This is a genomic window from Streptomyces sp. NPDC051561 (assembly GCF_044454195.1).
Lineage (GTDB): Bacteria > Actinomycetota > Actinomycetes > Streptomycetales > Streptomycetaceae > Streptomyces.
In genome coordinates this window covers 158955-184124 of sequence record NZ_JBITDM010000012.1, presented here as the reverse complement: position 1 = coordinate 184124, position 25170 = coordinate 158955, and the positions used below count along the sequence as shown (strand labels likewise).

The following is a 25170-nucleotide window of genomic DNA, read 5'->3' as shown; positions in this document are numbered from 1 at the left end:
CGTGGACATGGAAGTCACCGCCTGGACGTCGATGCACAGCGTGATGACCGCGCAGGAGGACACACGTCCGTTCTCCCGCGCCACTCTGCGCCGCATCGCCGCTTTCGCCCGGCCGCACCGCACCAAACTCCTCCAGTTCCTGGTGCTCAGCGTCATCACCGCCCTGCTCGCGGTCGCCACACCCGTCCTCGCCGGTCGGGTCGTCGACGCCATCGTCAAGGGCAACGACACCGGCACCATCACCTGGCTCGCCCTGCTCATCGCGCTGATCGCCGTCGTCGAGGCGGCGCTCGCGCTGGCCACCCGCTTTCTGTCGTCGACCCTCGGCGAAGGGCTGATCCTGGACCTCCGTACCGCCGTGTTCGACCACGTCCAGCGGATGCCGGTCGCCTTCTTCACCCGGACCCGCACCGGGGCCCTCGTCAGCCGGCTCAACAACGACGTCATCGGCGCCCAGCGCGCCTTCTCCAACACGCTCTCCGGGGTCGCCTCCAACCTCGTCACGCTGCTGCTCACCCTCGTGGTGATGCTCAGCATCTCCTGGCAGATCACCCTGCTCGCCCTGGTACTGCTGCCGGTGTTCGTGGTGCCCGCGAGGCGGATGGGATCGCGGATGGCCAGGCTCCAACGGGAGGCCGCCGGGCACAACGCCACCATGGGCACCCAGATGACCGAACGGTTCTCCGCCCCCGGCGCCACCCTCATCAAGCTCTTCGGCCGCCCCGCCGACGAGTCCGCCGAATTCGCCGCCCGCGCCAGCCGGGTGCGTGACATCGGCGTCCGTACGGCGATGGTGCAGTCCACCTTCATCACCGCCCTCACCCTCGTCTCCGCCCTCGCCCTCGCGCTGGTCTACGGACTCGGCGGGTACTACGCCCTGCGCGGCAGCCTCGAACCGGGAGCCGTCGTCGCACTGGCCCTGCTGCTCACCCGGCTGTACGCCCCGCTGACCGCGCTGGCGGGTGCCCGCGTCGAGGTGATGAGCGCGCTGGTCAGCTTCGAGCGGGTCTTCGAAATCCTGGACCTCAAGCCGCTGATCGCCGAGAAGCCGGACGCCCGTGCGGTCCCCGAGGGTCCCGTCGCCGTCGAGTTCGAGAACGTCACCTTCGCCTACCCGTCCGCCGACAAGGTCTCCCTCGCCTCCCTCGAAGACGTCGCCACCCTCGACAACCGGGGCGGCACCGACGTCCTGCACGACGTGTCCTTCCGCGCCGAACCAGGCCACATGGTCGCCCTCGTCGGCTCCTCCGGCGCCGGGAAGTCCACCATCGCGCAACTGCTTCCCCGGCTGTACGACGCCGACGCGGGCGCGGTACGGATCGGCGGCGTCGACGTTCGCGACCTGAGCGCCGACTCGGTGCGCCAGACCCTCGGCATGGTCACCCAGGACGGCCACCTCTTCCACGAATCCGTCAGGTCGAACCTGCTGCTGGCGCGCCCCGACGCCACCGAGGAGGACGTGTGGGACGCCCTGCGGCGCTCCCGCCTCGACGGACTCGTCGCCTCGCTGCCCGACGGCCTCGACACGGTGGTGGGGGAGCGCGGCTACCGGCTCTCCGGCGGCGAGCGCCAGCGCCTCACCATCGCCCGGCTGCTCCTCGCCCAGCAGCGCGTCGTCATCCTCGACGAGGCCACCGCGCACCTGGACTCCACCTCGGAGGCAGCCGTCCAGGAAGCACTAGCGGAAGCGCTGGACGGACGCACCGCCGTGGTCATCGCCCACCGGCTGTCGACGGTTCGGGCAGCCGATCTGATCCTGGTCGTGGAGGACGGGAGGATCGTTGAACGAGGGACCCACACGGAACTGCTCGCGGCGGGCGGGCGGTACGAGGAGCTGTACCGGACCCAGTTCGAGCGGCCGGGTACCGAGACTGCGCGTCCAGAAACCGAGGTCCCCCGTACACAAACCGAGGTCGCCCGTACAGAAAAGGAACCTACTATGGGCGGATGACCCCGCCCCACCACCCGGAAGCAGACCGATGACGCGCAGGCACCAGGCCGACGAAACCTGTGGCATCGCCATGGCCGCGGGAGTCGTCGGCGACTGGTGGACGCTGCTCGTCCTGCGCGAGATCGCCCGTGGGTACGTCCGGTTCGACCAGCTCGCCCAGGAGTTGGGACTGTCGCGCAAGGTGCTCTCCGAGCGGCTGGCCGCGCTCACGGACAACGGGGTGCTGGCGAAGCGCCCGTACCAGGAGCGGCCGGTGCGTCACGAGTACGTGCTCACCGAGCGGGGGCGCGGCCTGCTGCCGGTCCTGGTGTCCCTCCAGGACTGGGCGGACCGATGGCTGCTCGGTGACGGCACCCTGACCGGGACCGCCGGCGGCGAGGGCGGCGAGAGTGCCCGGATGCGGCAGCTCGTCGGCACCCGCGTCCCGGCGGAACCGGAACTGGTCGGCACGGACGGTGCGCCGCACTCCCCGCTCGCACCCGACGCCCGCGCCACCGTCCTCTTCGCCTACCCGGCGACCGGTATCCCCGGCGGCCCGGCGGGTATCCCCGGGGCCGCCGGATGCACCCTGGAGAACCGGCTCTTCCGCGACTCCTGGCCGCAGTTCGAGGCCGCCGGGATCGCCGTACGCGGGGTGAGCACCCAGCTCCCGCACGAGCAGGCCGACTTCGCGCAGGCCGAGGACCTGCCCTTCCTCCTGCTCTCCGACGAACAGCTCCAACTGGCCGCAGCGCTGCGCCTGCCCACCTTCCGGTCGGCCCAGAACCTCCGCCTCAAACGGCTGATCCTGGTCGTCGACGCGCAGCGCACCGTGCGGCACGTGCTGTTCCCCGTCACTGACATCCCTGCGGCGGTCGACGAAGCACTCGCACTGGGGCGCGACCTGTAGGGGCCCGGAGGCATGTGCAGGGATCTGGCGGGGGGATCTGGCGGGGGGTCTACTCCCCGATGTCCTCGTTCCACAGCTCCGGCCTGGCCGCGATGAAGTCCTTCATCATCGCCACGCATTCGGGGTCGTCCAGCTGAATGATCTCCACGCCGTGCTCGGCCAGCCAGTCGTGCCCGCCGTGGAAGGTCTCCGACTCGCCGACGATCACCCGGGAGATGCCGAACTGCCGTACCAGGCCGGAGCAGTACCAGCACGGGGACAGCGTCGTCACCATGGTGGTGCCCCGGTACGAGCGCTGCCGGCCGGCGTTGCGGAAGGCGGAGGTCTCCGCGTGCATCGACGGGTCGCCGTCCTGGACGCGGAGGTTGTGGCCGCGCCCGAGCAGGGTGCCGTCGCCGCCGTACAGCGCGGCGCCGATCGGGATGCCGCCCTCGGCCAGCGAGGCCCTGGCCTCCTCGACGGCGGTCGCCAGCCACTGACGGGCCTGTGCCTGATCCATGATTTCTGCTCCTTGACGTTCGGCGATGGGGTGAGGGAGTCGATGGGGTGAGGGAGCCGATGTGGTGAGGGAGTCGATGTGGTGAGGAGGGGTGCTCAGAGAGACTTGCGGCGGCGCAGCCCCACGTACAGCAGCGCACCCACGAAGAAGCCGACCAGACAGGTCAGGTCGCCGACGGCGGGCCACGTCGCGGGCACCAGGCCGACGTACACCGTCTGGTTCGAGAACAGCGGGACCGACACCGCGAAGCCCACCAGCAGCGCGATGATTCCGGCTTTCTCGCGGTACGTCGGGTCCTGCATCCGGCGCATCAGCTCGCTGTCCGGGGTGCGGCCGCGCAGCCACTGCTCGGCCAGCACCACGCCCAGCCAGGGGGCGATCCAGTACGCGATGACCAGCAGGAAGTGCTCGAAGGCGGCGCCCGCGTCGGCCAGCGACAGCCAGCCCGCGACCGTACCGACGGCGCCGACCAGGGCGACCAGGGTGGCCCGGCCCATCCAGCGCGGCAGCCGCAGCGACAGGGAGGAGATCGAGACGGCGGCGGAGTAGACGTTCAGGGTGCTGGCGGCCATCGCGCCCAGGATGATCGCCACCAGGGTCAGGTTGGCGAGCCACCCGGGCAACTGGCCGGTGAACGCACCGGTGGGGGTGGATCCGGCGGGTGCCAGCATCGTGCCGGACGCGGCGCCGATCACGGACACCACCGCGACCGACACGAAGAGGCCCAGCCCGGAGAACAGCCGGGTGCGGGCGGCCGGGGTGTCGGCGGGCAGATAGCGTGAGTAGTCGGAGGCGCACGGGTTCCAGCCCGCGGTGAAACCGAAGCAGGCGCTGAAGGCCAGGAGGAAACCGCCGAAGCTGCCACCGCCCCCGGCCGGGGTGCTCAGGTTCGCCCCGCTGAAGATCCACACTCCGGCGAGCAGGAAGATCACCGCGAGCACCGGGAAGGCGTACCGCTCGAAGCGGTGGACCAGGTCGTGACCGACATACCCGATCACGATCTCCAGCACCACCAGGATCAGCAGGCTGGGCAGCGGGGGCAGTCCGGTCAGCGAGTTGAGCGCGAAGGCGCCGCCGACGCTGTTGACGGCGAACCAGCCGATGCCCGCGACCGCCGCGTTGACCCCGGACGGCAGGGAATTGCCCCGGTAGCCGAAGGACAGCCGGCCGAGCACCATCTGCGGAACGCCGAAGCGCGGTCCGTCCGCCGACAGCACCCCGTGCGCCAGCGAACCGAGCCCCGCGCCGAGCACCAGGGCCGCCACCGCCTGCCAGAAACTCAGCCCGAAGGCGACGACAGAGAGCACCCCGATGTAGAGGGTCGCGAAGCCGACCTGCGGCGACGCCCAGGTCCACAGCAGCTGAACGGGGCTGCCGTGTCGCTGTTCGAGGGGGACGGGATCGGCGCCGTGCGCCTCGACGGCGAGCACGGCCGCCGCGGTGGGGGAACTGGACATGAGCCTTTGGGGGTACGGGGGCCAGTGGGAGACGGGCGCGCGTACGGGGCGGCCCGTACCAGTGTGCGGTACACGCAGAGCTGGTTCCGGCGCGGGATCCCTCACGGAATGTGAGATTCCGTGAGGTCTGGTGCCGTTCTACGGGACTGACCTGCCGATCCGTACGTCCATCGGCTGCCGGACCCGGCAGGGGGGAGCCGACCCCGAGGCCGGTGGGCCGGGTTAGCCTGAACCCACGATGAACAGTTTGACGACGTCATGGGGCGTGTCCGAGCTCGCTCGCTTCCCGGAGGACCCCCGCGACACGCTGCGCGCGTGGGACGCAGCCGACGAGTACCTGCTGCGACACCTGGCGGGCGGAGAGGACCGTCCCGCGACGGATCTGTCGGGCGCCGTCGTCGTCCTGGGCGACCGGTGGGGAGCGCTGGTCACCGCACTGGCCGTGCACCACCCCGTGCAGATCACCGACTCCTACCTCGGCCGCGAAGCCACCCGCGCCAACCTGGCCCGCAACGGCACGGACCCGGACACCCTCCGGCTGCTGTCCACCCAGGACGCCCCTCCCGAGCGCATCGACGTCCTCCTGGTCCGGGTGCCCAAGAGCCTCGCCCTCCTGGAGGACCAACTGCACCGGCTCGCTCCCGCGCTGCACGCGGACTCCGTCGTCATCGGCACCGGCATGGTCAAGGAGATCCACACCTCCACACTGCGCCTCTTCGAGCGGCTCGTGGGCGCCACGCGCACTTCCCTCGCGGAGAAGAAGGCCCGCCTGATCTTCGGCACGACAGGGACCGCGGCCGCGTCCTCGCCCGACCGCGGTGGCGACCCGTGGCCGCTGACATACACGGTGGACGACGACGCGGGAGCGGGCAGCGGTGTCACCGTCACCAACCATGCCGGGATCTTCTGTGCCGAGCGGCTCGACATCGGCACCCGCTTCTTCCTCAAGCACCTGCCGGGCCGGCTGCCCGAGGGAGCCGACGGGCCGGCCAGGATCCTCGACCTGGGCTGCGGGAACGGAGTCGTCGGTACGGCGGCCGCGCTCGCCCACCGGGGGACGGAGGTGCTGTTCGTGGACGAGTCTTACCAGGCGGTTGCCTCGGCGGAAGCGACGTACCGGGCCAATGTTCCCGAGGGGGACGGCCGGGCGAAGTTCTTGGTGGGCGATGGAACAGCGGGACTGCCCCACGATTCGATCGATCTCGTGTTGAACAATCCTCCGTTTCACTCGCACCAGGCGACCACCGACGCCACGGCCCGGCGGATGTTCGCCGGAGCGCGCGACGTGCTGCGTCCGGGTGGGGAACTCCTGGTCGTGGGCAACCGGCATCTCGGCTATCACGTACGGCTGCGCAGACTCTTCGGGAACTGCGAGACCGTCGCGAGCGACCCGAAGTTCGTGGTGTTGCGCGCAGTGAAGCGCTGACGGGCGGGGGCGCCCGTCAGCGCTTGAATGACAGAATCTGAAATCTGTCATCTGTTATCTGTCAGTCGATATCTGACCGCTGGCATCTGTTATCCGTCGGCTGACATCTGACATCTGACACCGGGCATCCGTCTCCCGGCATCCGTCAGCTGTCGGACGGCGTCTCCAGTGAGTCGAAGTCGCCCGACATCGCCGCCGCCGTCCGCAGGTACGGCGCCGCCTCGCCGTGCCGCCCCTGGCGCTCCAGGGTGCGGCCCAGCATCAGCTGCGCGTAGTGCTCCACGGGCCAGCTCTCCAGCACCGTCCGGAGCTCCTTCTCCGCCTTGGTGAGCTGGGCGGAGTGGTAGTACGCACGGGCCAGCAGCAGTCGCGGCGACGCCAGCTCCGGGGCCTCCTCGACCAGCGGGCCCAGGATGCGCGCCGCCTTGTCGTACTCCTTGGCATCGAAGAACAGCTGCGCACGGTCCCAGCGCTCGGCGGCGCTGCCCTGCTGGTAGTACGCGTCGTTGAGGTTGGCCTGGACGTTCACTGTGCGCTCCTGCCTTCACATGTGGCGCGGATCCCGGTGCGGGAGGTGTGCCGTTCACCCCCTCCAACACACCGGCATGGTTGAACATTCCACAACTGTTCCGGGGTGCCGGGTGAACCCGGCCGGCCGACCCCGCACTACGTTGTCGCCATGAGCAATCTCGATCGCCGGCCGGTGCCCTCCCTCTGCGGTGGGCGCGGATTCGTCGCCGCGGAACCCGTACGCGAACTCCTCTCGCCCCGCAAGGTGCAGCTCGGCGGATCCACCGAGGTCCGGCGCCTGTTGCCGAACCTCGGCCGCCGTATGGTCGGCGCTTGGGCCTTCGTCGACCACTACGGTCCCGACGACATCGCCGACGAGCCCGGCATGCAGGTCGCCCCCCACCCCCACATGGGCCTGCAGACCGTGAGCTGGCTGCACCAGGGCGAGGTCCTGCACCGCGACAGCACAGGCAGCCTCGCCACCATCCGGCCCCGCGAACTCGGACTGATGACCTCCGGCCGTGCCATCAGCCACTCCGAGGAATCCCCCCGCTCCCACGCCCGCTTCCTGCACGGCGCACAGCTCTGGGTCGCACTCCCCGACGCCCACCGCCACACCGAACCGCACTTCCAGCACCACGCCGACCTGCCCCGGGTCACCGCCCCCGGCCTCACCGCCACCGTGATCCTCGGCGAACTCGACGGCGCTGCCTCACCCGGCACCACCTACACCCCGCTCGTCGGCGCCGACCTCACCCTTGCCCACGGCGCCCAGGTCTCCGTCCCGCTCGACCCGGACTTCGAGTACGCCGTCCTCTCCATGTCCGGCGAGGCGCACGTCGACGGAGTCCCGCTCCTCCCCGGCTCGATGCTCTACCTGGGCTGCGGCCGCACCGAACTCCCGCTGCGCGCCGAGTCCGACGCCGGCCTGATGCTCCTCGGCGGCGAGCCCTTCGAGGAGGAGCTGGTGATGTTCTGGAACTGGATCGGCCGCTCCCAGGAGGAGATCGCCCAGGCCCGCGAAGACTGGATGAACGGCACCCGCTTCGGCGAGGTCAAGGGGTACGACGGGGCGCCGATTCCCGCACCGGAACTCCCGGCGACTCGGCTGAAGCCCAGGGGGAGGACGCGCTGAGCGCGGTGGGGCCCGGTCGTTCCGGCCGCCGGGATCCCGCTCAGGCGGGGGACTGCGTCCAGGTTGCCGGGTCCCACACCCCGCTGCGCCGCAGCGAGTTCGAGCAGTGCCTGAAGATCTCGTCCAGTTCGATGACCAGGGCGAGCTGCGGACGCTGCCCCTTGACGGTCATCAGGTCGAAGAACGGTGCGTCGGTCAGGATGCGCGCCCGGCCGTTGACGCGCAGCACGTCGGCGCTCCCCGGCACCAGGTGCAGCACCCCCACATGAGGGTTGCGGAGTATGTTCCGGAAGCTGTCGCTGCGCCGGTTGCCCGGCCGGTCGGGAATGGCGACGGTGTGCGGGTCGATGACATGGACGAAGCCCGGGGCGTCCCCGCGCGGGGAGGTGTCGCAGTTCCCTTCCTCGTCCGAGGTGGAGAGCACGCAGAGCGAGGAACGGGAGAGTATCCCCAGGTCGTCCTCGGTGAGCTCGGCATGGACCTTGTCGATGACGATCGGGTGCGGATCGCCGAGCAGCTCGGTCAGCTGGTCCGCCGAGCGCAGCTCCTCCCAGGGACGTGGCCTCCCGTGGCGGTCGACGGCGGGCGAGAGGGCGACGGGGGTCACGGCGTGGGACACAGGGAGCCTTACGGAGCGGGCGGAGCACGGGAATCCAGGCGGGAACGCGCTGTTAGGGTCACCTTAGTTCAGAGGAGAACCCCAGGTGAGAGGCAGGGGGTGGAAGCACCTGCCGCCACCTCCACCTCCTGCCCTGCCACCCCTGCCCTGCCGGATCCGCGGAGATCCCCAGGGTCAGGACGCGGGCAGTTCCCCGCGGACGGTGCGAGCCGCCGCGACCAGGTTCTCCAGCGACGCCTTCGTCTCCGGCCAGCCGCGGGTCTTCAGCCCGCAGTCGGGATTGACCCACAGCCGCCGCGGCCCGATCGCCTCAAGTCCCTCGCGCAGCAGCGCCGCAGCCTCGGCGGCGGACGGTACGCGCGGGGAGTGGATGTCGTACACACCGGGTCCCGCCTCGCGCGGGTAACCGTGGGAGGCGAGTTCGCGGGCCACCTGCATGTGGGAGCGGGCGGCCTCCAGGCTGATCACATCGGCGTCGAGATCGTCGATGGCCTGCACAATGTCACCGAACTCGGCGTAGCACATATGGGTGTGGATCTGGGTCCGGGGCTGTACGCCGCCGGTGGTCAGCCGGAAGGACTCGGTGGCCCAGTCGAGGTAGCCGGGGCGCCCCGCGGCGCGCAGCGGCAGGGTCTCACGCAGCGCGGGCTCGTCGACCTGGATCACGCAAGTACCCGCCGACTCAAGGTCGTTGACCTCGTCCCGCAGGGCCAGGGCGACCTGACGCGCGGTGTCGCCGAGCGGCTGGTCGTCCCGTACGAACGACCAGGCGAGCATCGTCACCGGCCCGGTCAGCATCCCCTTGACCGGGCGGTCGGTGAGCGAGTTCGCGAACGACGTCCAGCGCACCGTCATCGGCTCGGGCCGGGAGATGTCGCCTGCCAGGACCGGCGGGCGCACATAACGGGTGCCGTACGACTGGACCCAGCCGTGCCGGGTGGCGAGGTAGCCCGTGAGCCGCTCGGCGAAGTACTGCACCATGTCGTTGCGTTCGGGCTCGCCGTGCACCAGGACGTCGAGCCCGGCCTTCTCCTGGAAGGCCAGTACCTCGCGGATCTCAGCCTCGATGCGTTCCTCGTAGCCCGCCGTGTTGATGCGTCCGGCGCGCAGGTCGGCGCGGGCCGTGCGGAGTTCGGCTGTCTGCGGGAAGGAGCCGATGGTGGTGGTCGGCAGGAGCGGCAGCCGCAGCCGGGCCCGCTGGGCGACGGCCCGCTGTGCGTACGGTGCCGAGCGGCGGCTGTCCGCCTCGGTGACGGCGGTGGCCCGCTCCCGTACCGCTGGGTCGTGGGTGATCGGGGAGTGGGCGCGGGAGGCCAGGTCGGCCCGGTTGGCGGCGAGTTCGCCGGTGATCGCACCGGTGCCCCGTTCCAGGCCGCGGGCGAGGGTGACGACCTCCGTGGCCTTCTGCCGGGCGAAGGCCAGCCAGCGCAGGATCTGCGGTGCGACGTCCCGTTCGGCGGCCGTGTCGAGCGGGACGTGCAGCAGCGAGCAGGAGGTTGCCACATCGATCCGGTCGGCCAGGCCGAGCAGGGTGCCCAGGGTGGCGAGGGACTTCTCGAAGTCGTTGATCCAGATGTTGCGGCCGTTGACCACGCCCGCGACCAACCGCTTGCCGGGCAGCCCGCCGACGGCGGCGAGGTCGGCCAGATTCGCCGCGGCGGCCTCGGTGAAGTCCAGGGCCAGGCCCTCCACCGGGGCCTTGGCGAGCACCGGGAGGGCTTCGCCCAGCCGGTCGAAGTAGGAGGCCACCAGCAGCTTCGGACGGCTCGGCAGGGCGCCGAGGTCGCGGTAGGCGCGGGCGGTGGCGTTCAGTTCGGCAGGCGTCCGGTCCTGGACCAGGGCGGGCTCGTCCAGCTGCACCCACTCGGCGCCCGCCGCACGCAGATCGCCCAGCACCTCGGCGTACACCGGAAGCAGCCGGTCCAGCAGCGTCAGCGGCTCGAAACCCGGGTCGACGCCGGGGGCGGGCTTGGCCAGCAGGAGATAGGTGAGCGGGCCGACCAGGACGGGGCGCGGGGTGTGGCCGAGCGCGAGGGCCTCCTTCAGCTCGGCGACCTGCTTGGCCGAGTCCGCCGAGAAGACGGTGTCCGGGCCCAACTCGGGCACCAGATAGTGGTAGTTGGTGTCGAACCACTTGGTCATCTCAAGAGGCGCCACGTCCTGGTTGCCGCGGGCCATGGCGAAGTAGCCGTCGAGCGGATCGGCATCGACGTCGGCGCGGTGCCTGGCCGGGACGGCGCCGACCATGACGCTGGTGTCCAGCACGTGGTCGTAGTACGAGAAGTCACCGGTCGGCACCTCATGGACGCCGGCCTCGGCCAACTGCTGCCAGTTCGCCCGGCGCAGGTCCCGCGCGGTCGACTCCAGGGCTTCGGCGGTGACCCGGCCCTTCCAGTACCCCTCGACGGCCTTCTTCAGTTCCCGGTTCGGGCCCTGGCGGGGGTAGCCGTACACGGTGGCGCGTACTGCCGCGGGTGCGGACTTCGGTGTCACGGAAATCTCCTTCGCGAGATGACTCCTGAGAATCCCGGCAACGGGACACGGACGCGAAGGGATGACGAACCGGGCGGACCGGACGTGCCGACGGGCACGGTCCTTCGCCTGGTAGGTACGCCGACCCGCCCACGAGGTCACCGGAATTTCCGTACGCGAGCGGTCGCGTACGGGCAGCGGGCAGGTCTTCGGACTCGTGGGCGCACCTACCGGGCCTCCGGCAGACACCTACTGGCCGTCGCTTCCCAAATCCGTCCGGATCCAGTGCGTATGACGGCGGTCGTTCCCACTCACCGCTGCGGGGCAGTCCCGGATTCCCACCGGGTTCCCTCTTACGACGCTCCCGCCTGGCGGACGGGTGCGAACCAGCTGCACCGGCCAGCGTAGGGGGCAACAGGCCCTTGCGGGCCGGGCTGTTCACATTCCGGAACGTGAAATGAGACACCACCTCCGGGCATGGGCAGCCGGGACCGCATCAGGGCGGCAGCCGGATCTCGCGCAGCGGATCGCCGCCGTCGACGAAGAGCCGTCCGCCGGGTGCGGGCACGGCGGCGATACGGGGCATGGCGCGCAGCCCGAGTTCCGGGTGGCGCCCGTCGAGCGCGCCCACCCGGAGGGCGAGGACGAGGTCGAAGGGCCCCTCTGCGGGGGCGGGTTCGAAGGTCTCGATGGCACCCTGTCGCAGCCGCGGCCGCCCGGAGGCGATCTCCTCGGCGCAGGCCGCGGCCGCCAGGGTCACGGCACGTTCCGACCGGTCGATGGCGACGAGGTGACCGGAATCCGGGCGTGCGGCCACCGCCCGGGCCGCCGCACCGGGACCGCACCCGATCTCCAGGACCTTCATATCGGGTGCGAGGGGCAGGGACTCCACGCATGCGGCGATGCGGCGCGAGAGCGGCATGGGCCGAGAGTCCCACGGGGAGCGGGGTCGGGTGAACTGTGCTGTTGCGTCAGGGAGTTCGAGCGGGCCATTGGATCGGCGCTGTCACGAATCTGCCCGTGCTCCGGGAAGCACCTTGGCCAGCAAGTGCCGAAGGCGCACGCCGGACGCGACGGCGTCGATACGGGTGTCGGACGGCCGGAGCGGCGCCGCGGCGACCAGGGTCTGGCCGGACACGGCCAACAGCAGCGGACCGGCGGGAGCGGGGGAGGCGTGGAGAGGCATGACCTCTACGTTCGTCGGCCGCCCCCTCCCCGGTCCAACACCTGTCCCGCGTTGATCCACACACTTGCGTTGTCAATCGCCGTAGGGTGACGGGGTGCCCCACGATGTCGACCCCCGGCTCCTCCGCGCCCTCGTCACCACTGCCGAGGAACTCCACTTCACCCGCGCCGCCGCCCGCCTCTACCTCGCCCAGCAGGCGCTGAGCCGCGACATCCGCCGCCTGGAACGCCGGCTGGGCACGGAGTTGTTCGTCCGCACCACCCGCCACGTCCGCCTCACCGATGAGGCCACCCGGCTGCTGCCCCACGCCCGCCGGGTGCTCGCCGCCCACGACGCCTTCAACACCGCGGTCTCGGTACGGGACGAGCGGCCGCTGCTCGTCGATGTGGGCACCCGGATCGGCACCGGCTTCACCGCCCTGGAGGAGACCAGACGCACCTACCCCCGGCTGGAACTCGTCGCCCGCTTCCACACCGGCCTCACCGGTGCGGCCAGGGAGATCCTCGACGGCCGGCTCGATGTCTCCTTCGGCCGGTTCGCGGGGCTCGCTCCGGCGGTGGCCGAGCAACTCGCCCACTGCCCGGTCCGCTACGAGCGGATGACCGTCCTGCTGCCCGAGGACCATCCGCTCTGCGCACAGGACCGTGTCCCGCTGGACGCGCTGCGCGGAAAGACCCTCTACGTGGCGGCCGGGAACCCGGACGCCGCCGAGTGGACCGACCTCGCCGGGCGTCTGTTCGCCACACACGGCATCCATCCGGCCGAGCCGTTCCCGCAGATCGAAGGCCCGGAGGAGTTCATCCGGGTCGTACGCAAGCGGGGCTGGTGGGTTCTGGCCAACACCGAATTCGTCGAGGTGCCCGGCATGGTGCTGCGGCCGCTCAGCGACCCCGCCCCCCTCTCGCCCGTCTCGCTCGTCTGGCGCAAGGGACTGCACCATCCCGCCCTCCAGGCCCTCGCGGCCACCGCCCGCAGCCTCGCGCGGGAGCACCGGTGGCTCGTACGGCCGCCGCACACCTGGCTTCCCCAGGAGGACGAAGCGGTGATGGCCCCCGCGCGGACACCGCCCCCGACGACCAGCAGCTGACCTACCCGGCCATCCACCCGGCCGACCCGGCCGGAAGGGGGCGCCGCCCCCCCCGGGGGGGGGGGGGCCCCCCCGGGGGGGGGCGGGGCCCCCGCCCCGATGGTGCGGTGAGTGGCGGTCAGCGGGTGGAGCCGTTGTCGTCGCCGTCATGCGGATGGGTCGAATCCTCCGGCTTCTGCCAGGAGTCGGCGCCCGCCTGCGGATCGCGGGGGAGGTTCGCCTGGTGGCGGGAGGAGCGCCTGCTGCCGTACCAGAAGGCGATCAGCAGGACGAGGGCGACAACGAGGCCGACCACCATGATCCACAGCACGGGGGATGCCTCTGCGGCGAGTGGGCTCAGGGCTGCACGGCGCGGAATGTTCATGCCGTGCGCCTACCACCCGGGCCGCCTCCCATCCCGCTCACCGGCCATTGTCGCCCGGATGGCGCACCCGTCGGCTCTCAGCGCTCGTGCTTCTGGGCGAGGTCCGGCGACCCGGCCCGGTCGGCCTCCGTGTGCTCCGTGTCCGCGGGCCGCTCGCGGCTCAGTGCCCCCGGCCACCATGCCCGGCGACCGATGTCGCGCACCAGCGCCGGTACGAGCAGGGAACGTACGACCAAGGTGTCGAGCAGCACGCCGAACGCCACGATGAACGCGATCTGCAGCAGGAACGCCAGCGGAATGACACCCAGCGCCGCGAACGTCGCCGCCAGGACCACCCCCGCCGAGGTGATCACCCCACCGGTGGCGGTCAGCCCGCGCAGGATGCCCGCACGGACACCGTGCGCCAGGGACTCCTCCCGCACCCGGGACATCAGGAAGATGTTGTAGTCCACGCCGAGGGCCACCAGAAACACGAACCCGTACAGCGGAACCGAGGAGTCCGTGCCGTTCATGCCGAAGACATGGCGGAAGACCAGCGCCGAAACTCCCAGCGTGGCAAGGAAGTTGAGTGCCACGGTGACCACCAGCAGCACCGGCATGAGCAGCGACCGCAGGAGCAGCGACAGGATCACCAGGATGATCGCGAGGACCACGGGCACGATCACGAGCCGGTCACGTGCGGCCGTCTGCTGGGTGTCGTACTGCTGCGCCGTGTACCCGCCGACGAGTGCCTGCCCGCCGGGTACCGCGCGCACCGCGTCCCGCAGCCTGGACACGGTGTCCTTCGCCGCGTCGCTGTCGGCCGGATCCGCCAGGGTCGCGTCGATGCGCACACGGCCGTCCGCGACCAGCGGCGGCCCGCCACCGGGGCGGCCCGACGCGGACACCGCCTCGGCGGACGACACCCCCTGGGTGTCCTCGGCGGCGGACCGCACCTCGGCGACCCGGTCCGCGTCGGCGATGATCACCGTGGGATTGCCGGAGCCGCCGGGGAAGTGCTTGCCGAGGGTCTGCTGTGCGGCGACGGAGGGGGCGTCGTTGACGAAGATCTCGTCGAGCGGTACGCCCCGGGAGGTGAGCATCGGGGAGAACGCGGCGCAGACGAGCAGCCCGGCGAGGCAGAGCGACCACACCTTGCGCGGCGCCCGGTCCACGAGCGCGGCCACCCGCTGCCAGAGGCGGTCCGCGCCCGCTCCCTTCCCTGCGCCCTTCTCGGTGGCCGGCTTCGGCCTGGCGGGCCAGTAGGCGGCCCGGCCCAGCAGGGCCAGCACGGCGGGCAGGAAGCTGAGCGCGCTCAGCACCGCACAGACGATGCCGATCGCCCCCACCGGGCCCAGCGCACGGTTGTTGGTGAGGTCGCTGAACAGCAGTGCCAGCAGCCCGAGGGCGACCGTCGCCGCGCTCGCCGTCACCGGCCCCACCGACTGCCGCCAGGCGGCCCGTACCGCGGTGAAACGACTGTGGCCCGCCGCGAGCTCCTCCCGGAACCTGGCGGTGAGCAGCAACGCGTAGTCGGTCGCCGCACCGATCACCAGGATCGACAGGATGCCCTGCACCTGCCCGTCCACCCGCACCACGTCGTGGTCGGCGAGCACGTAGACCACCGCACTGGCCAGGCCGAGCGCGAAGACCGCACCGAGGATGATGATCAGCGGCAGCAGCACACTGCGGTACACCAGCAGCAGGATCAGCAGCACGGCCAGCAGCGCCACGCCCAGCAACAGGCCGTCGATCCCGGCGAAGGCCTCCTTCAGATCGGCCTGACTGGCCGCGGGACCGGCCAGCTGCACCTGTGTACCCGGCACCTCGGCACCGGCGGCCCTGATCCGGTCAAGAGTGGTGGGCAGCTCGTCGCCGAGGTCGGGGCGCAGCTGCACCACACCCTGGAGGGCCTGTGCGTCCTTCGAGGCGAAGGCGGGAGAGGGGCGGCCCGTGATGCCCTCGGACCCGTTCAGGGAAGCGAGGGCGCGGGTGGCGGCGGCCCGTTGCTCCTCGCCCAGTTTCTCTCCGGCGCTCGATCCCGAACCGGTCCAGATGAGGATCGCGGGCAGTGTCTCGTCCTGACGGAACGCCTTCTGGGCCTCGATGACCTGGGTGGACTCGGCGTTCTGCGGCAGGAAGGCGGCCTGGTCGTTGGTGGCGACCTCACCGAGCTTTCCGGCGTAGGGGCCCAGGCCCGCGCCGATTCCCAGCCAGGCGATCAGCAGCACCAGGGGGATCAACAGGCGGACGGAACGTGCGGGGGTGGACATCGCGCTCCCGGCTTCACTAGGAAGTATCTCAAGCAGAAACAATCTCAATCATTGAAATATATTACGGGAGCGGCGGAGCCGGCGTCGCGGTGGGGCCTGGGTCAGCGTGGCGGCGGGCGCAGCTCACCGAGTTCGGAGTTGAGCTCGCTCAGGAACCGCAGCACCAGGGCGAGTTCCTCGGCGCTGAAGCGTGCGCGTGCGCGCTCGGTGGCCTCGGCGAGCGGCAGGAAGTGCCGACGGGCGGCCGACCGCGCGCTCGGTTCGTAGTGCAGGTGCACCACCCGGCGGTCCTGGCTCTCCCGGGAGCGCCTGATGTGCCCGGCGCGCTCCAGCCGGTCGAGGCAGGCGGTCACTGCCCCGGAGGTCAGACCGAGATGCTCGCGGAGCCTGCCCGGGGTCAGCGGAGTGTCGGAGTCCAGAATCGCGGCCAGGGCCTGGATGTCGGTCGAATGGAGGCCCTGGCCCGCGGCGAAGGCGTGTGCCAGCCGGTTGATCTCGCCATTCATGTGCCGCAACTGCACCGCGAACGCCTGAAGGTCCACAAGACCTTCCGGGGATCCGGCTTCCGCGGTGCGGGCCTGCCGCGCGGCGCTTCGTTCATCTGTACCAGCCACGGGCTCAGCCTATAGATCCCGCAATTCGCTCGCCCGTGCCGTCCGCCCGGCCGGGGCCTGTCGCACCCGTCAGACGCGCCGGGCCAGCAGATAGGCCCGACGGGTGTCGGCCTCGTGGGGGTAGTTCCGGCGTTCCATGCACATCTCCACGGTGAAACCCGAACTTTCGAGCAGCGCGGCGACCTGCTCGGGCGCGTGGAAGTGGAAGTCGATGTCCACCTGGTGGCCCCACCACTCGTCCAGGTGCCGGAGGGCCTCACCGATGTGGAAGGCGATCAGGAACATGCCGGTGGGGCGCACCACCCGCGCCACCTCGGCGACGGCGCGGGGCAGCTCGTCGGGAGAGAGGTGGATGAGCGAGTAGAGGGCCACCGCCGCACCGAACTCTCCTGCGTCCGCGGGGATGCGGAGCAGATCACCGATGCGGAACTCAACCCCGGGGAACCTCTGGCGGCCGGACTCCACCATCCCTTCGGACAGATCGATGCCGACCGTCCGGGCCCCGCCCGCCACGAGATGGGCCGCGATGTGCCCCGGCCCGCAACCCAGATCGGCGACCACCGCACCCGGCTCCGTCTGCTCCAGGAGGGCGGCGAGGAGCGCCCGGTCCAGCGGCTTGCCGGCCAGCTCGTCGTGCAGTCGCTTCACGTACTCCTCGGCGACCGTGTCATAGCTCCGGCGCACCGCGTGGTGATGTGCGTGCTCACCCATGCGGGTCAGCTTGCCACGACGGCGCGGACCGTTCCGGCGTACGGACACAACCGGCCGGAGTGCTTCCCCGTGGCCACCGCTCGGTGCCGGGGCACCCGTACGGTCCACCAGGACGCGCGGTCGCCCGCGTCCCGGGGCTGACTGGACAGGTGATCGCGCCTCCGGACGACTGCCTCGCGCGCAACGAGTGGATCTGCGGTGCCTACCTCTCCAGCCGCCGGGAGATCCTCTGGGAAGCGGTGCTCCAGCATCTCCAGCTCACGGTGGTGTCCGTGCTGCTCGGACTGGTCATCGCCGTCCCGCTGGCCATCGCGGCCCGCCGCTGGCGCTGGGCCTCCGCGCCGGTCCTCGGACTGACGACCGTGCTCTACACGATTCCCTCGCTGGCCATGTTCTCGCTGCTGCTGCCGGTGTACGGGCTCTCCGCCTCGCTGGTGATCGCGGGGCTCGTCCTGTACTCACTGACCCTGCTCGTACGCAATCTCCTGGCCGGCCTGCGTGCGGTGCCCGAGGAGACCCGGCGGGCCGCCCTGGGAATGGGGTACGGGCCCGTCCGGCTGCTGCTGGGTGTGGAGCTGCCGCTCGCCCTCCCCGCCGCGATGGCCGGGCTCCGGATCGCCACCGTCTCCGCCGTCTCGCTGGTCACCGTCGGCGCGATCGTCGGCCACGGCGGACTCGGCAATCTCATCTACGCCGGGATGAACACCTACTTCAAGGCCCAGGTCCTCACCGCCTCCGTGCTCTGTGTGGTCATCGCCATCGCCGCCGACCTCCTGCTGCTCGGTGTGCAACGCCTGCTCACCCCCTGGACGCGCGTATGAACACCCTCACCGCAGCCTGGGACTGGCTCACCGACGCCACGCACTGGAGCGGCGACGGCGGCATCTGGGACCGTCTCGGCCAGCACCTCTTCCTCACCGTCGTCTGCCTGCTGCTGAGCTGTCTGATCGCACTGCCGATCGCCCTGGTGCTCGGCCACCTCGGCAAGGGCGGGGCACTGGCGATCAACATCTCCAACGTCGGCCGGGCGGTCCCCACCTTCGCCGTGCTGGTCCTGCTGCTGCTCACCCCGCTGGGGACCATGGGGGAATGGCCGACGATCATCGCGCTGGTGCTCTTCGCCGTGCCCCCGCTGCTCACCAACGCGTACGTCGGGATGCGCGGGGTGGACCAGGACATCGTCCGGGCCGCCAAGGGAATGGGCATGACCGGAAAACAGGTGATGTTTCACGTGGAACTTCCCCTCGCCCTGCCACTGATCCTGACCGGTGTACGCATCGCGGCCGTTCAGCTCGTGGCCACCGCGACGCTGGCCGCGCTGGCGGGCGGCGGCGGCCTCGGCCGGATCATCACCGCGGGCTTCAACCTGGCCAGTACGCCGCAGGTGGTCGCGGGAGCGGTCCTGGTGGCCGTGTTCGCGCTGCTGGTGGAAGGGCTCTTCGAAGTGGCGCAGAAGTTCGCTCCCGAGTGGGCGAGGGGGCGAGCCGGATGAAGAGCCGACCGCTGGGGCGTTACGTGGCCGGGCTGCTCCTCCTCGCCGCCACCGCCTGCACCACCGGGCCGTCCCTGGAGCACCAGGGCGAGATCACCGCCGAGCCCGGCGACAGCCACGAACTGACCATCGGCTCGGCCGGATTCACCGAGAGCGATGTGCTCGCCCAGATGTACGCCCTGCTTCTGGACAGGGCCGGATACTCCACCACCATCCTCTCCGTCACCAACCGGGAGCTCTACGAACCGGCCCTGGAGAGCGGCCAGATCGATGTCGTCCCGGAGTACGCGGCCACCTTCGCCGACTGGCTCAACGCCAAGAAGAACGGCCCAAACGCCACCCCCGTCGGCTCGCCCGACCTCGACGCCACCATGACGGCGCTGCGGAAACTGGCGGTGCCGCGCGGCCTCACCGTCCTGGACCCCGGCCGCGCCGTCGACCAGAACGCCTTCGCCGTCACCGCGGCGTACGCGCGGCAGCATCAGCTGGGGACCCTCACCGATCTGGGGAAGTCGGGGCTCCCGGTACGGCTGGCGGCGGGTGACGAGTGCGTCCAGCGGCCCTACTGCGAGCCCGGCCTGAAGAAGACGTACGGCATCGACATCACCGCCGTCGACCCCAAGGGCGTCGGCACCACCCCCGCCAAACAGGCCGTGCAGAGCGGCCAGGACCAGATGGTGCTCACCACGACCACCGACGCCACCCTGGACGCCTTCGGTCTGGTGCTGCTCGCGGACGACAAGCACCTTCAGAACGCCGACTACATCGTGCCCGTGGTGAACAGGGCGCAGGCGGGATCGCCCGGTGTGATCAAGGCGCTGGGCAAGCTGAACACCGTACTGACGACCCAGGACCTGGCTTCGCTCAACCAGCAGGTGGACAGCTGGCGGCGGCTGCCGCAGGACGTGGCGCGGGCCTACCTGGAGTCCAAGCGGCTCATCTGAAGGAGCCGTTCCGCGTCGTCCAGAGCCAGCCGGGCGGCCAGAATGCGGTCGCGGACCCCGAAGGCGTCCAATGGGTCGGCGTCCGTCTGCGGCTGCGCCGGCGGCTCCTGCGCGTCGGCCCTCTTCTCCGGCAGATCCGAGTCCCGGGCCTGCTCAAGGGAGTTGATCACCACTCCGATCAGCAGGTTCACCAGCAGGAACGAGCTGAGCAGGACGTACGAGCCGTAGTAGGCAAGCGACCACGGCGAGATGAGCAGCCCGGCGTGCACCGCGTCACCCAGACCGTCCAGGGACATCAGGATGAACAGGGTGACCACCGCCCGCCCCAGCGACCCGTAGTGCTGCGGGTCGGCGGCGGCGAAGCACAGCCACCCCACCATCGCGTACACGTACAGCAGCAGCGTGCCGACCATGACGAAGCTGACCGTGCCCGGCAGGCACTTGCCCAGCGCCGTCACGATGACCCGCAGTTGGGGCAGGAAGCGGGCGGTGCGCAGCACCCGGAAGAGCCGCAGCAGGCGCAGCAGGGTGGTGTTGTCGCCGGTGAGCGGGAGGAAGGCGAAAAGGACCACGGCGGCGTCGAAGACGTTCCACGGATTGCGGAAGAAGTCCCGGGGGCGGTCGGCGTGGGCGGCCAACCGCAGCAGGCTCTCGCAGGTGAACACCGCGAGGAAGCAGCTCTCCAGCGTCGACAGGGTCCCCTGCCAGCGCTCCGCGAGTCCGGAGTACGTCTCCACGCCCAGCAGCACGGCGTTGGCGAGGATCGCGGCCATCACCACGACGGCGAACCAGGGCGCCTCCACCAGCAGGCCGGCCCTTGCCGCCAGCTCCTTCCTCCACCCCGCGCGCACGGTGGAGGAAACGCGAATACTGCGATGCATGTGGTTCATGAGGTCGAATCCACCCGGCGTGAGGTAGCGGAACGTGCGGTAGCGAAACGTGAGGGTGCGGAGCATGAAGGTGCGGAGCAGAACAACGCGAATGCTGCCCGCAGCCCTGTCCGGTCGCCCCACGCTTCACACCTGACTCAGCAGTTCTCACCACTGGGGCGGACAGATCGCACACTTGCGCGAGTCGCACCCGGCCGGGTCGTCGTCACGCGTCCGGGTCGTCGTCACGCGTCCGCGACGGAGTCGAACTCGACGGCGTCGCGCGGGACCCCCAGCTCGTCCGCGTCCACCGAGCGGCGCAGCGCCTCGTGCAGCTTCCCCGGGGTGAGTACGCCGACCAGGCGGGCCCCGTCGAGGACCGCGACCCACCCGGCGTCCCACTGGAGCATCTCGCTGAACGCGTGCTTCAGCGGGGAGCCGACCGAAACCCAGGCGTCCATCCGGCGGGCCAGTTCACCGACGGTGCCGGCGGAGCCCGCCAGCGCCAGATCCTCCGTGGAGACCCAGCCGTGCAGCTCTCCGCGCTCGTTCAGCACGACCGCCCAGCGGGCCCCCTCCGCCCGCAGTCTGACCGCCGCCGAGGCCACCGGCTCGTCCAGCCTGGCGCGCGGCGGCTCCTGAAGGTCGTCCGGCTCGATGGTGGTGACCGACAGCCGCTTCAACCCCCGGTCCGCGCCCACGAACTGCGCCACATACGGGGTGGCGGGGGCGCCGAGCACGGCCGCCGGGGTGTCGAACTGCTCGATGCGGCCCTGCCCGTACACCGCGATCCGGTCGCCCATCCGGACGGCCTCCTCGATGTCGTGGGTGACCAGCAGGACCGTTTTGCGGACCGTCGCCTGAAGGGTGAGGAACTCGTCCTGGAGGCGCTCGCGGACCACCGGGTCGACCGCGCCGAAGGGCTCGTCCATCAGCAGTACGGGCGGGTCGGCGGCCAGCGCCCTTGCCACTCCGACGCGCTGGCGCTGGCCGCCGGAGAGCTGCTCGGGATAGCGGGAGCCGTAGACGGACGGATCCAGGCCGACCAGATCGAGGAGTTCGGCCGCCCTGGTCCGCGCCTTGTCCTTCTTCCAGCCGGTCAGGAAGGGGACCGTGGCGGTGTTGTCGAGGATCGTGCGGTGAGGGAAGAGGCCCACCTGCTGGATGACGTAGCCGATCCTGCGGCGCAGCTTCACCGGGTCGATCCGGGAGATGTCCTCGCCGGCCATCAGGATCCGGCCCGAGGTCGGCTCGATCAGCCGGTTCACCATCATCATCGTGGTCGTCTTGCCGCAGCCGGAGGGCCCCACCAGCGTGACCAGCTCGCCCTCCGCGACCTCGAAGGACAGGCCGTCGACGGCGGTCGTGCCGTCCGGGTACACCTTGCTGACCTGCTCGAACCGGATCATGCGTCCACGCTAGGAGCGCCCGGGGCCCGGCGCACACGGGCCGGGACTGTCCGGGTGGGCGTCGGAGTCGACCTGTCCTGTCCGATTTCGGCGGGAGGGTACGTAACCATGCGTAATCCGGGTGTGCTGAACTGGCCGACAACGACCGCAACAGGAGCAAGCAGGAGCAAGTGTGACCAGTTACCGTCAGCCCGGCACCGTCCTCACCGACCACCGCTTCACCGTGCCCCTCGACCACGCCCATCCCGGGGGCGAACAGATCGAGCTGTACGCCCGCGAGGTCGTGGCGGCGGACCGGGCCGGCAGCGAGCTGCCCTGGCTGATCTATCTGGAGGGCGGCCCCGGCTTCGGCGCCCGCCGCTTCGTCGGACAGCAGGCCTGGCTCGGCCGGGCTCTCAAGGAGTTCCGCGTCCTGCTGCTCGACCAGCGCGGCACCGGCCTCTCCAGCCCGGTCAACCGGCAGACCCTCCCGCTGCGTGGTGGCCCCCGCGAACAGGCGGACTACCTGGCCCACTTCCGAGCCGACTCCATCGTCCGGGACTGCGAGGCCATCCGCCCGCAGCTGACCGGCGGTGCCCCCTGGACCGTGCTGGGGCAGAGCTTCGGTGGCTTCTGCGCCACCCACTACCTCTCCATCGCCCCCGAAGGGCTGCGCACCGTCCTGATCACCGGCGGCCTGCCCTCGCTCCACGCGAGCGCGGCGGACGTCTACCGGGCGGCGTACCCCCGTATGGAGCGCAAGGTCGCCGCGCACTACGCCCGCTACCCGCAGGACGTCGAGCGGGCCCGGGAGATCGCCGCCCACCTGGCCGATCACGAGACCGTCACCCCCGGCGGCCACCTCCTCACCCCCGAGGCCTTCCAGTCCCTCGGCATCGCCCTCGGCGGCGGTGACGGCACTCATTCCCTGCACTATCTCCTGGAGAACGCCTTCGTCCGCACCCCGCAGGGGCCGGCGCTCTCGGACGCGTTCCTGGAGGCGGCGCAGTCCGCGCTTTCCTTTGCGGGCCACCCGCTGTTCGCCCTGGTGCACGAGTCCATCTACGGGCAGGGGAAGGAAGCCACCGGGTGGGCGGCCGAGCGGATCCGCGCCGAGTTCCCGCGCTTCGACGCGCGGCGGACCCTCGCCGGGAGCGGGCCGCTGCTGTTCACCGGGGAGACCATCCACCCCTGGCACTTCGAGACCGATCCCGCACTGCGCCCGTTGCGCGAGACCGCGGAACTCCTCGCGGCCCGCACCAACTGGCCGGTTCTCTACGACACCGCCCGGCTGGCGGCCAACGAGGTTCCGGTCGCCGCCGCCGTCTATCACGACGACATGTACGTCGACACCGCTCACTCCTTGGAGACCGCTCGCTCCATCCGGGGGCTGCGTACCTGGGTCACCGACGAGTTCGAGCACGACGGCCTGCGGGCGGGCGGGCCGCGGGTACTGGACCGGCTGTTGGCGCTGGCGCGTGGTGAGGTCTGAGCCCGGGGGATCCTGAACTCGCGGGAGGAGCGGAGGCCTGAACTCCGCTGCACGGGAAGGGGGTTGTTGTCAGAGGAGGCACCTATCCTGCCGGTATGACCACAGAAGCGTCGTTCCATCAGTTGCAGCCCATGCCGGTCGACTGGCAGCGGGCGCTGGCCGTCGTGGCACACCCCGACGACCTGGAGTACGGCTGCGCGGCGGCGGTCGCCGCGTGGACGGATGCCGGGCGCGAGGTGACGTATGTCCTCGCCAGTCGGGGCGAGGCGGGTATCGACACCCTGGAGCCGGCCAAGTGCGGCCCGCTGCGTGAGCAGGAGCAGCGGGCCAGTGCGGCTGTCGTCGGGGTCGCGGCGGTCGAGTTTCTCGATCATCGGGACGGTGTGATCGAGTACGGGCCCGCGCTGCGCAGGGACATCGCCGCGGCGATCCGCAGGCATCGGCCCGAGCTGGTGATCACTCTCAATCACCGTGACACCTGGGGCACGAGTGTCTGGAACACCCCTGACCATCTCGCGGTCGGCCGCGCCACGCTGGACGCGGCGGGGGACGCGGGTAATCGCTGGATCTTCCCGGAGCTGGCCGAGGAGGGCTTGCAGCCTTGGGACGGGGTGCGGTGGGTGGCCGTGGCGGGGACTCTCTCGCCGACACACGCGGTGGACGCGCGGCCGGGGCTGGAGCGGTCGGTGCGGTCGTTGCTGCAACACCGGGCGTACATCGAGGCGTTGACGGATGAGGATCCGGAGGCGTACTGCCGGAGCTTCCTGACGGCGAATGTGGTGGCGGCGGGGGAGAGGTTCGGGGGGATTCCGGCGGTTTCCTTTGAGGTGTTCGGCCGCTGAGGGGTGACGGGTTGGCGGGTGCGTCTTGGTTGCTCGCGCAGTTCCCCGCGTCCCTGGAGGGGTGCTCCTGGCTCGGTGTCACGGGTTGCTGCCGGCGCGTTCGCGCACCTTGGCGCGACGTGCCAACCAGGCGTAGGTTGGCGTCACTTCAGTCTCGAAGAGCCAGGGAGCGGCCCGTGTCTCGTACCTACCTCGTCACCGGGACGTCCTCCGGCATCGGGAAGGCGACCGCCGAGCGCCTTCGTGCGCGCGGGCACACCGTCATCGGTGCCGACCTCAAGGGCGCGGACATCGAGGCCGACCTCTCCACCGCCGAGGGGCGCGTCACGCTGGTCGCGCGGGCGGCCGAGCTCACCGGCGGGCGTCTTGACGCTGTCGTCGCTTGTGCCGGGACGGCCGCGTTCGACCCGGTGACGATCAAGGTCAACCACTTCGGCGCGGTCGCCACCCTGGAGGGCCTGCGGCCGCTGCTCGCCGCCGCCGAGGCTCCGCGCGCCGTCGTCATCTCCTCGGTCGCCTCCGTGCACCCGGCCGACGACGCCCTCGTCGAGGCCGCACTGTCCGGTGACGAGGACGCGGCCGTGGCCACGGCGCAGGCGGCCGTGGACCGGGGTGAGGGGCGTGTCATCTACGGCTCGTCGAAGCAGTCGATTGCCCGCTGGGTGCGGCGTACGGCGATCACCGAGGACTGGGCCGCCGTCGGAATCACTCTCAACGCCATCGCCCCCGGCACCATCGTCACGCCGATGACCCGGCCGATGATCGACAACCCGGAGATGCGGGCGGTCGTCGACAGCGCCGTACCCATGCCGCTCAACGGGCATGCCGCCCCCGAGCAGGTCGCCCCGCTCCTGGAGTGGCTGACCGGTGCCGAGAACACGCATGTCACCGGGCAGGTCGTCTTCATCGACGGCGGCGCGGACGCTGTCCTGCGCGGCGAGGGCTCCTGGTGAGCCCGGTGAGGGAGAAGA

The 25170-nt window shown here is 70.9% G+C and carries 24 protein-coding genes and 1 riboswitch; of the genes, 11 read left to right on the top strand and 13 right to left on the bottom strand.

Features of this window, described 5'->3' with window-relative positions; translation table 11 throughout:
• The first annotated feature begins 1 nt into the window (after position 1).
• Positions 2 to 1951, top strand: coding sequence for an ABC transporter ATP-binding protein (locus ACIA73_RS25530; RefSeq protein WP_399441009.1), 1950 nt, complete (start codon positions 2 to 4; stop codon positions 1949 to 1951).
• Positions 1952 to 1979: 28 nt separating this feature from the next.
• Complete coding sequence (locus ACIA73_RS25525) at positions 1980 to 2840, top strand: winged helix-turn-helix transcriptional regulator (RefSeq protein ID WP_399441008.1); 861 nt, start codon at positions 1980 to 1982, stop codon at positions 2838 to 2840.
• A 49-nt stretch (positions 2841 to 2889) separates the two neighbouring features.
• On the opposite strand, the gene ACIA73_RS25520 is transcribed toward ACIA73_RS25525, so the two are convergent.
• On the bottom strand, positions 2890 to 3339 hold the full coding sequence (locus ACIA73_RS25520) for a nucleoside deaminase (RefSeq protein ID WP_399441007.1): 450 nt from the start codon (positions 3337 to 3339) through the stop codon (positions 2890 to 2892).
• 95 nt (positions 3340 to 3434) lie between these two features.
• A complete protein-coding gene (locus ACIA73_RS25515; RefSeq protein WP_399441006.1) occupies positions 3435 to 4796 on the bottom strand; it encodes a purine-cytosine permease family protein in 1362 nt (453 codons plus the stop codon).
• A 238-nt stretch (positions 4797 to 5034) separates the two neighbouring features.
• Here ACIA73_RS25515 and ACIA73_RS25510 point away from each other — a divergent pair, with 238 nt between their 5' ends.
• Positions 5035 to 6222, top strand: a complete 1188-nt coding sequence (locus ACIA73_RS25510; RefSeq protein ID WP_399441004.1) for a methyltransferase — start codon at positions 5035 to 5037, stop codon at positions 6220 to 6222.
• Between the two features lie 145 nt (positions 6223 to 6367).
• On the opposite strand, the gene ACIA73_RS25505 is transcribed toward ACIA73_RS25510, so the two are convergent.
• Positions 6368 to 6751 (bottom strand): tetratricopeptide repeat protein, encoded by a 384-nt coding sequence (locus ACIA73_RS25505; RefSeq protein ID WP_399441003.1) that lies wholly within the window; start codon positions 6749 to 6751, stop codon positions 6368 to 6370.
• 150 nt (positions 6752 to 6901) lie between these two features.
• On the opposite strand from ACIA73_RS25505, the gene ACIA73_RS25500 reads away from it, so the two are divergent.
• Entirely contained in the window at positions 6902 to 7867 is a 966-nt protein-coding gene (locus ACIA73_RS25500; protein ID WP_399441002.1) for a pirin family protein, read from the top strand.
• Between the two features lie 40 nt (positions 7868 to 7907).
• On the opposite strand, the gene ACIA73_RS25495 is transcribed toward ACIA73_RS25500, so the two are convergent.
• The 4 genes from ACIA73_RS25495 to ACIA73_RS25480 all read right to left on the bottom strand — a co-directional run bounded on the left by ACIA73_RS25495 (position 7908) and on the right by ACIA73_RS25480 (position 12144).
• Positions 7908 to 8486, bottom strand: coding sequence for an MSMEG_1061 family FMN-dependent PPOX-type flavoprotein (locus ACIA73_RS25495; protein ID WP_399441001.1), 579 nt, complete (start codon positions 8484 to 8486; stop codon positions 7908 to 7910).
• Between the two features lie 174 nt (positions 8487 to 8660).
• Positions 8661 to 10979 (bottom strand): 5-methyltetrahydropteroyltriglutamate--homocysteine S-methyltransferase, encoded by a 2319-nt coding sequence (gene metE, locus ACIA73_RS25490; protein ID WP_399441000.1) that lies wholly within the window; start codon positions 10977 to 10979, stop codon positions 8661 to 8663.
• A 161-nt stretch (positions 10980 to 11140) separates the two neighbouring features.
• A riboswitch (cobalamin riboswitch) is annotated at positions 11141 to 11364 on the bottom strand.
• A gap of 90 nt (positions 11365 to 11454) precedes the next feature.
• Positions 11455 to 11880: an SAM-dependent methyltransferase gene (locus ACIA73_RS25485; RefSeq protein WP_399440999.1), complete on the bottom strand. Its 426-nt coding sequence runs from the start codon at positions 11878 to 11880 to the stop codon at positions 11455 to 11457.
• 84 nt (positions 11881 to 11964) lie between these two features.
• The gene (locus tag ACIA73_RS25480; RefSeq protein ID WP_399440998.1) at positions 11965 to 12144 is read right to left on the bottom strand and encodes a hypothetical protein; all 180 of its coding nucleotides are present in this window, start codon (positions 12142 to 12144) and stop codon (positions 11965 to 11967) included.
• 94 nt (positions 12145 to 12238) lie between these two features.
• On the opposite strand from ACIA73_RS25480, the gene ACIA73_RS25475 reads away from it, so the two are divergent.
• Positions 12239 to 13231, top strand: a complete 993-nt coding sequence (locus ACIA73_RS25475; protein WP_399440997.1) for a LysR family transcriptional regulator — start codon at positions 12239 to 12241, stop codon at positions 13229 to 13231.
• A gap of 118 nt (positions 13232 to 13349) precedes the next feature.
• On the opposite strand, the gene ACIA73_RS25470 is transcribed toward ACIA73_RS25475, so the two are convergent.
• From ACIA73_RS25470 to ACIA73_RS25455, 4 genes are all read right to left on the bottom strand, one after another.
• A complete protein-coding gene (locus ACIA73_RS25470) occupies positions 13350 to 13595 on the bottom strand; it encodes a DUF6479 family protein (RefSeq protein ID WP_399440996.1) in 246 nt (81 codons plus the stop codon).
• A 77-nt stretch (positions 13596 to 13672) separates the two neighbouring features.
• Positions 13673 to 15847, bottom strand: coding sequence for an MMPL family transporter (locus ACIA73_RS25465; RefSeq protein ID WP_399440995.1), 2175 nt, complete (start codon positions 15845 to 15847; stop codon positions 13673 to 13675).
• 101 nt (positions 15848 to 15948) lie between these two features.
• Complete coding sequence (locus ACIA73_RS25460; RefSeq protein ID WP_399441094.1) at positions 15949 to 16389, bottom strand: MarR family winged helix-turn-helix transcriptional regulator; 441 nt, start codon at positions 16387 to 16389, stop codon at positions 15949 to 15951.
• A gap of 141 nt (positions 16390 to 16530) precedes the next feature.
• Positions 16531 to 17172, bottom strand: a complete 642-nt coding sequence (locus ACIA73_RS25455; RefSeq protein WP_399440994.1) for a class I SAM-dependent methyltransferase — start codon at positions 17170 to 17172, stop codon at positions 16531 to 16533.
• 149 nt (positions 17173 to 17321) lie between these two features.
• Here ACIA73_RS25455 and ACIA73_RS25450 point away from each other — a divergent pair, with 149 nt between their 5' ends.
• From ACIA73_RS25450 to ACIA73_RS25440, 3 genes are read left to right on the top strand one after another with little or no spacing between them, the layout of a single operon-like run.
• Positions 17322 to 17993: an ABC transporter permease gene (locus ACIA73_RS25450; protein ID WP_399440993.1), complete on the top strand. Its 672-nt coding sequence runs from the start codon at positions 17322 to 17324 to the stop codon at positions 17991 to 17993.
• Complete coding sequence (locus tag ACIA73_RS25445; RefSeq protein ID WP_399440992.1) at positions 17990 to 18664, top strand: ABC transporter permease; 675 nt, start codon at positions 17990 to 17992, stop codon at positions 18662 to 18664. Before ACIA73_RS25450 ends, ACIA73_RS25445 begins: the two co-directional genes overlap by 4 nt.
• On the top strand, positions 18661 to 19608 hold the full coding sequence (locus ACIA73_RS25440) for an ABC transporter substrate-binding protein (RefSeq protein WP_399440991.1): 948 nt from the start codon (positions 18661 to 18663) through the stop codon (positions 19606 to 19608). The genes ACIA73_RS25445 and ACIA73_RS25440 overlap by 4 nt, the downstream gene beginning before the upstream one ends.
• Here the strand turns inward: ACIA73_RS25440 and ACIA73_RS25435 are convergent.
• Both ACIA73_RS25435 and ACIA73_RS25430 read right to left on the bottom strand, forming a co-directional pair.
• Positions 19581 to 20498, bottom strand: a complete 918-nt coding sequence (locus ACIA73_RS25435; protein ID WP_399440990.1) for an ion transporter — start codon at positions 20496 to 20498, stop codon at positions 19581 to 19583. The two genes, ACIA73_RS25440 and ACIA73_RS25435, sit on opposite strands and share 28 nt — an antisense overlap.
• Positions 20499 to 20722: 224 nt before the next feature.
• Positions 20723 to 21886, bottom strand: a complete 1164-nt coding sequence (locus ACIA73_RS25430; RefSeq protein ID WP_399440988.1) for an ABC transporter ATP-binding protein — start codon at positions 21884 to 21886, stop codon at positions 20723 to 20725.
• Between the two features lie 172 nt (positions 21887 to 22058).
• Here ACIA73_RS25430 and ACIA73_RS25425 point away from each other — a divergent pair, with 172 nt between their 5' ends.
• The 3 genes from ACIA73_RS25425 (at position 22059) to ACIA73_RS25415 (ending at position 25152) form a co-directional block, all read left to right on the top strand.
• Positions 22059 to 23357 carry an alpha/beta fold hydrolase gene (locus ACIA73_RS25425; protein WP_399440987.1) on the top strand — a complete coding sequence of 433 codons (1299 nt, stop codon included), beginning with the start codon at positions 22059 to 22061 and terminating at the stop codon, positions 23355 to 23357.
• A gap of 95 nt (positions 23358 to 23452) precedes the next feature.
• Complete coding sequence (locus ACIA73_RS25420) at positions 23453 to 24199, top strand: PIG-L deacetylase family protein (RefSeq protein ID WP_399440986.1); 747 nt, start codon at positions 23453 to 23455, stop codon at positions 24197 to 24199.
• A 176-nt stretch (positions 24200 to 24375) separates the two neighbouring features.
• A complete protein-coding gene (locus tag ACIA73_RS25415) occupies positions 24376 to 25152 on the top strand; it encodes an SDR family oxidoreductase (RefSeq protein WP_399440985.1) in 777 nt (258 codons plus the stop codon).
• Positions 25153 to 25170 lie beyond the last annotated feature (18 nt).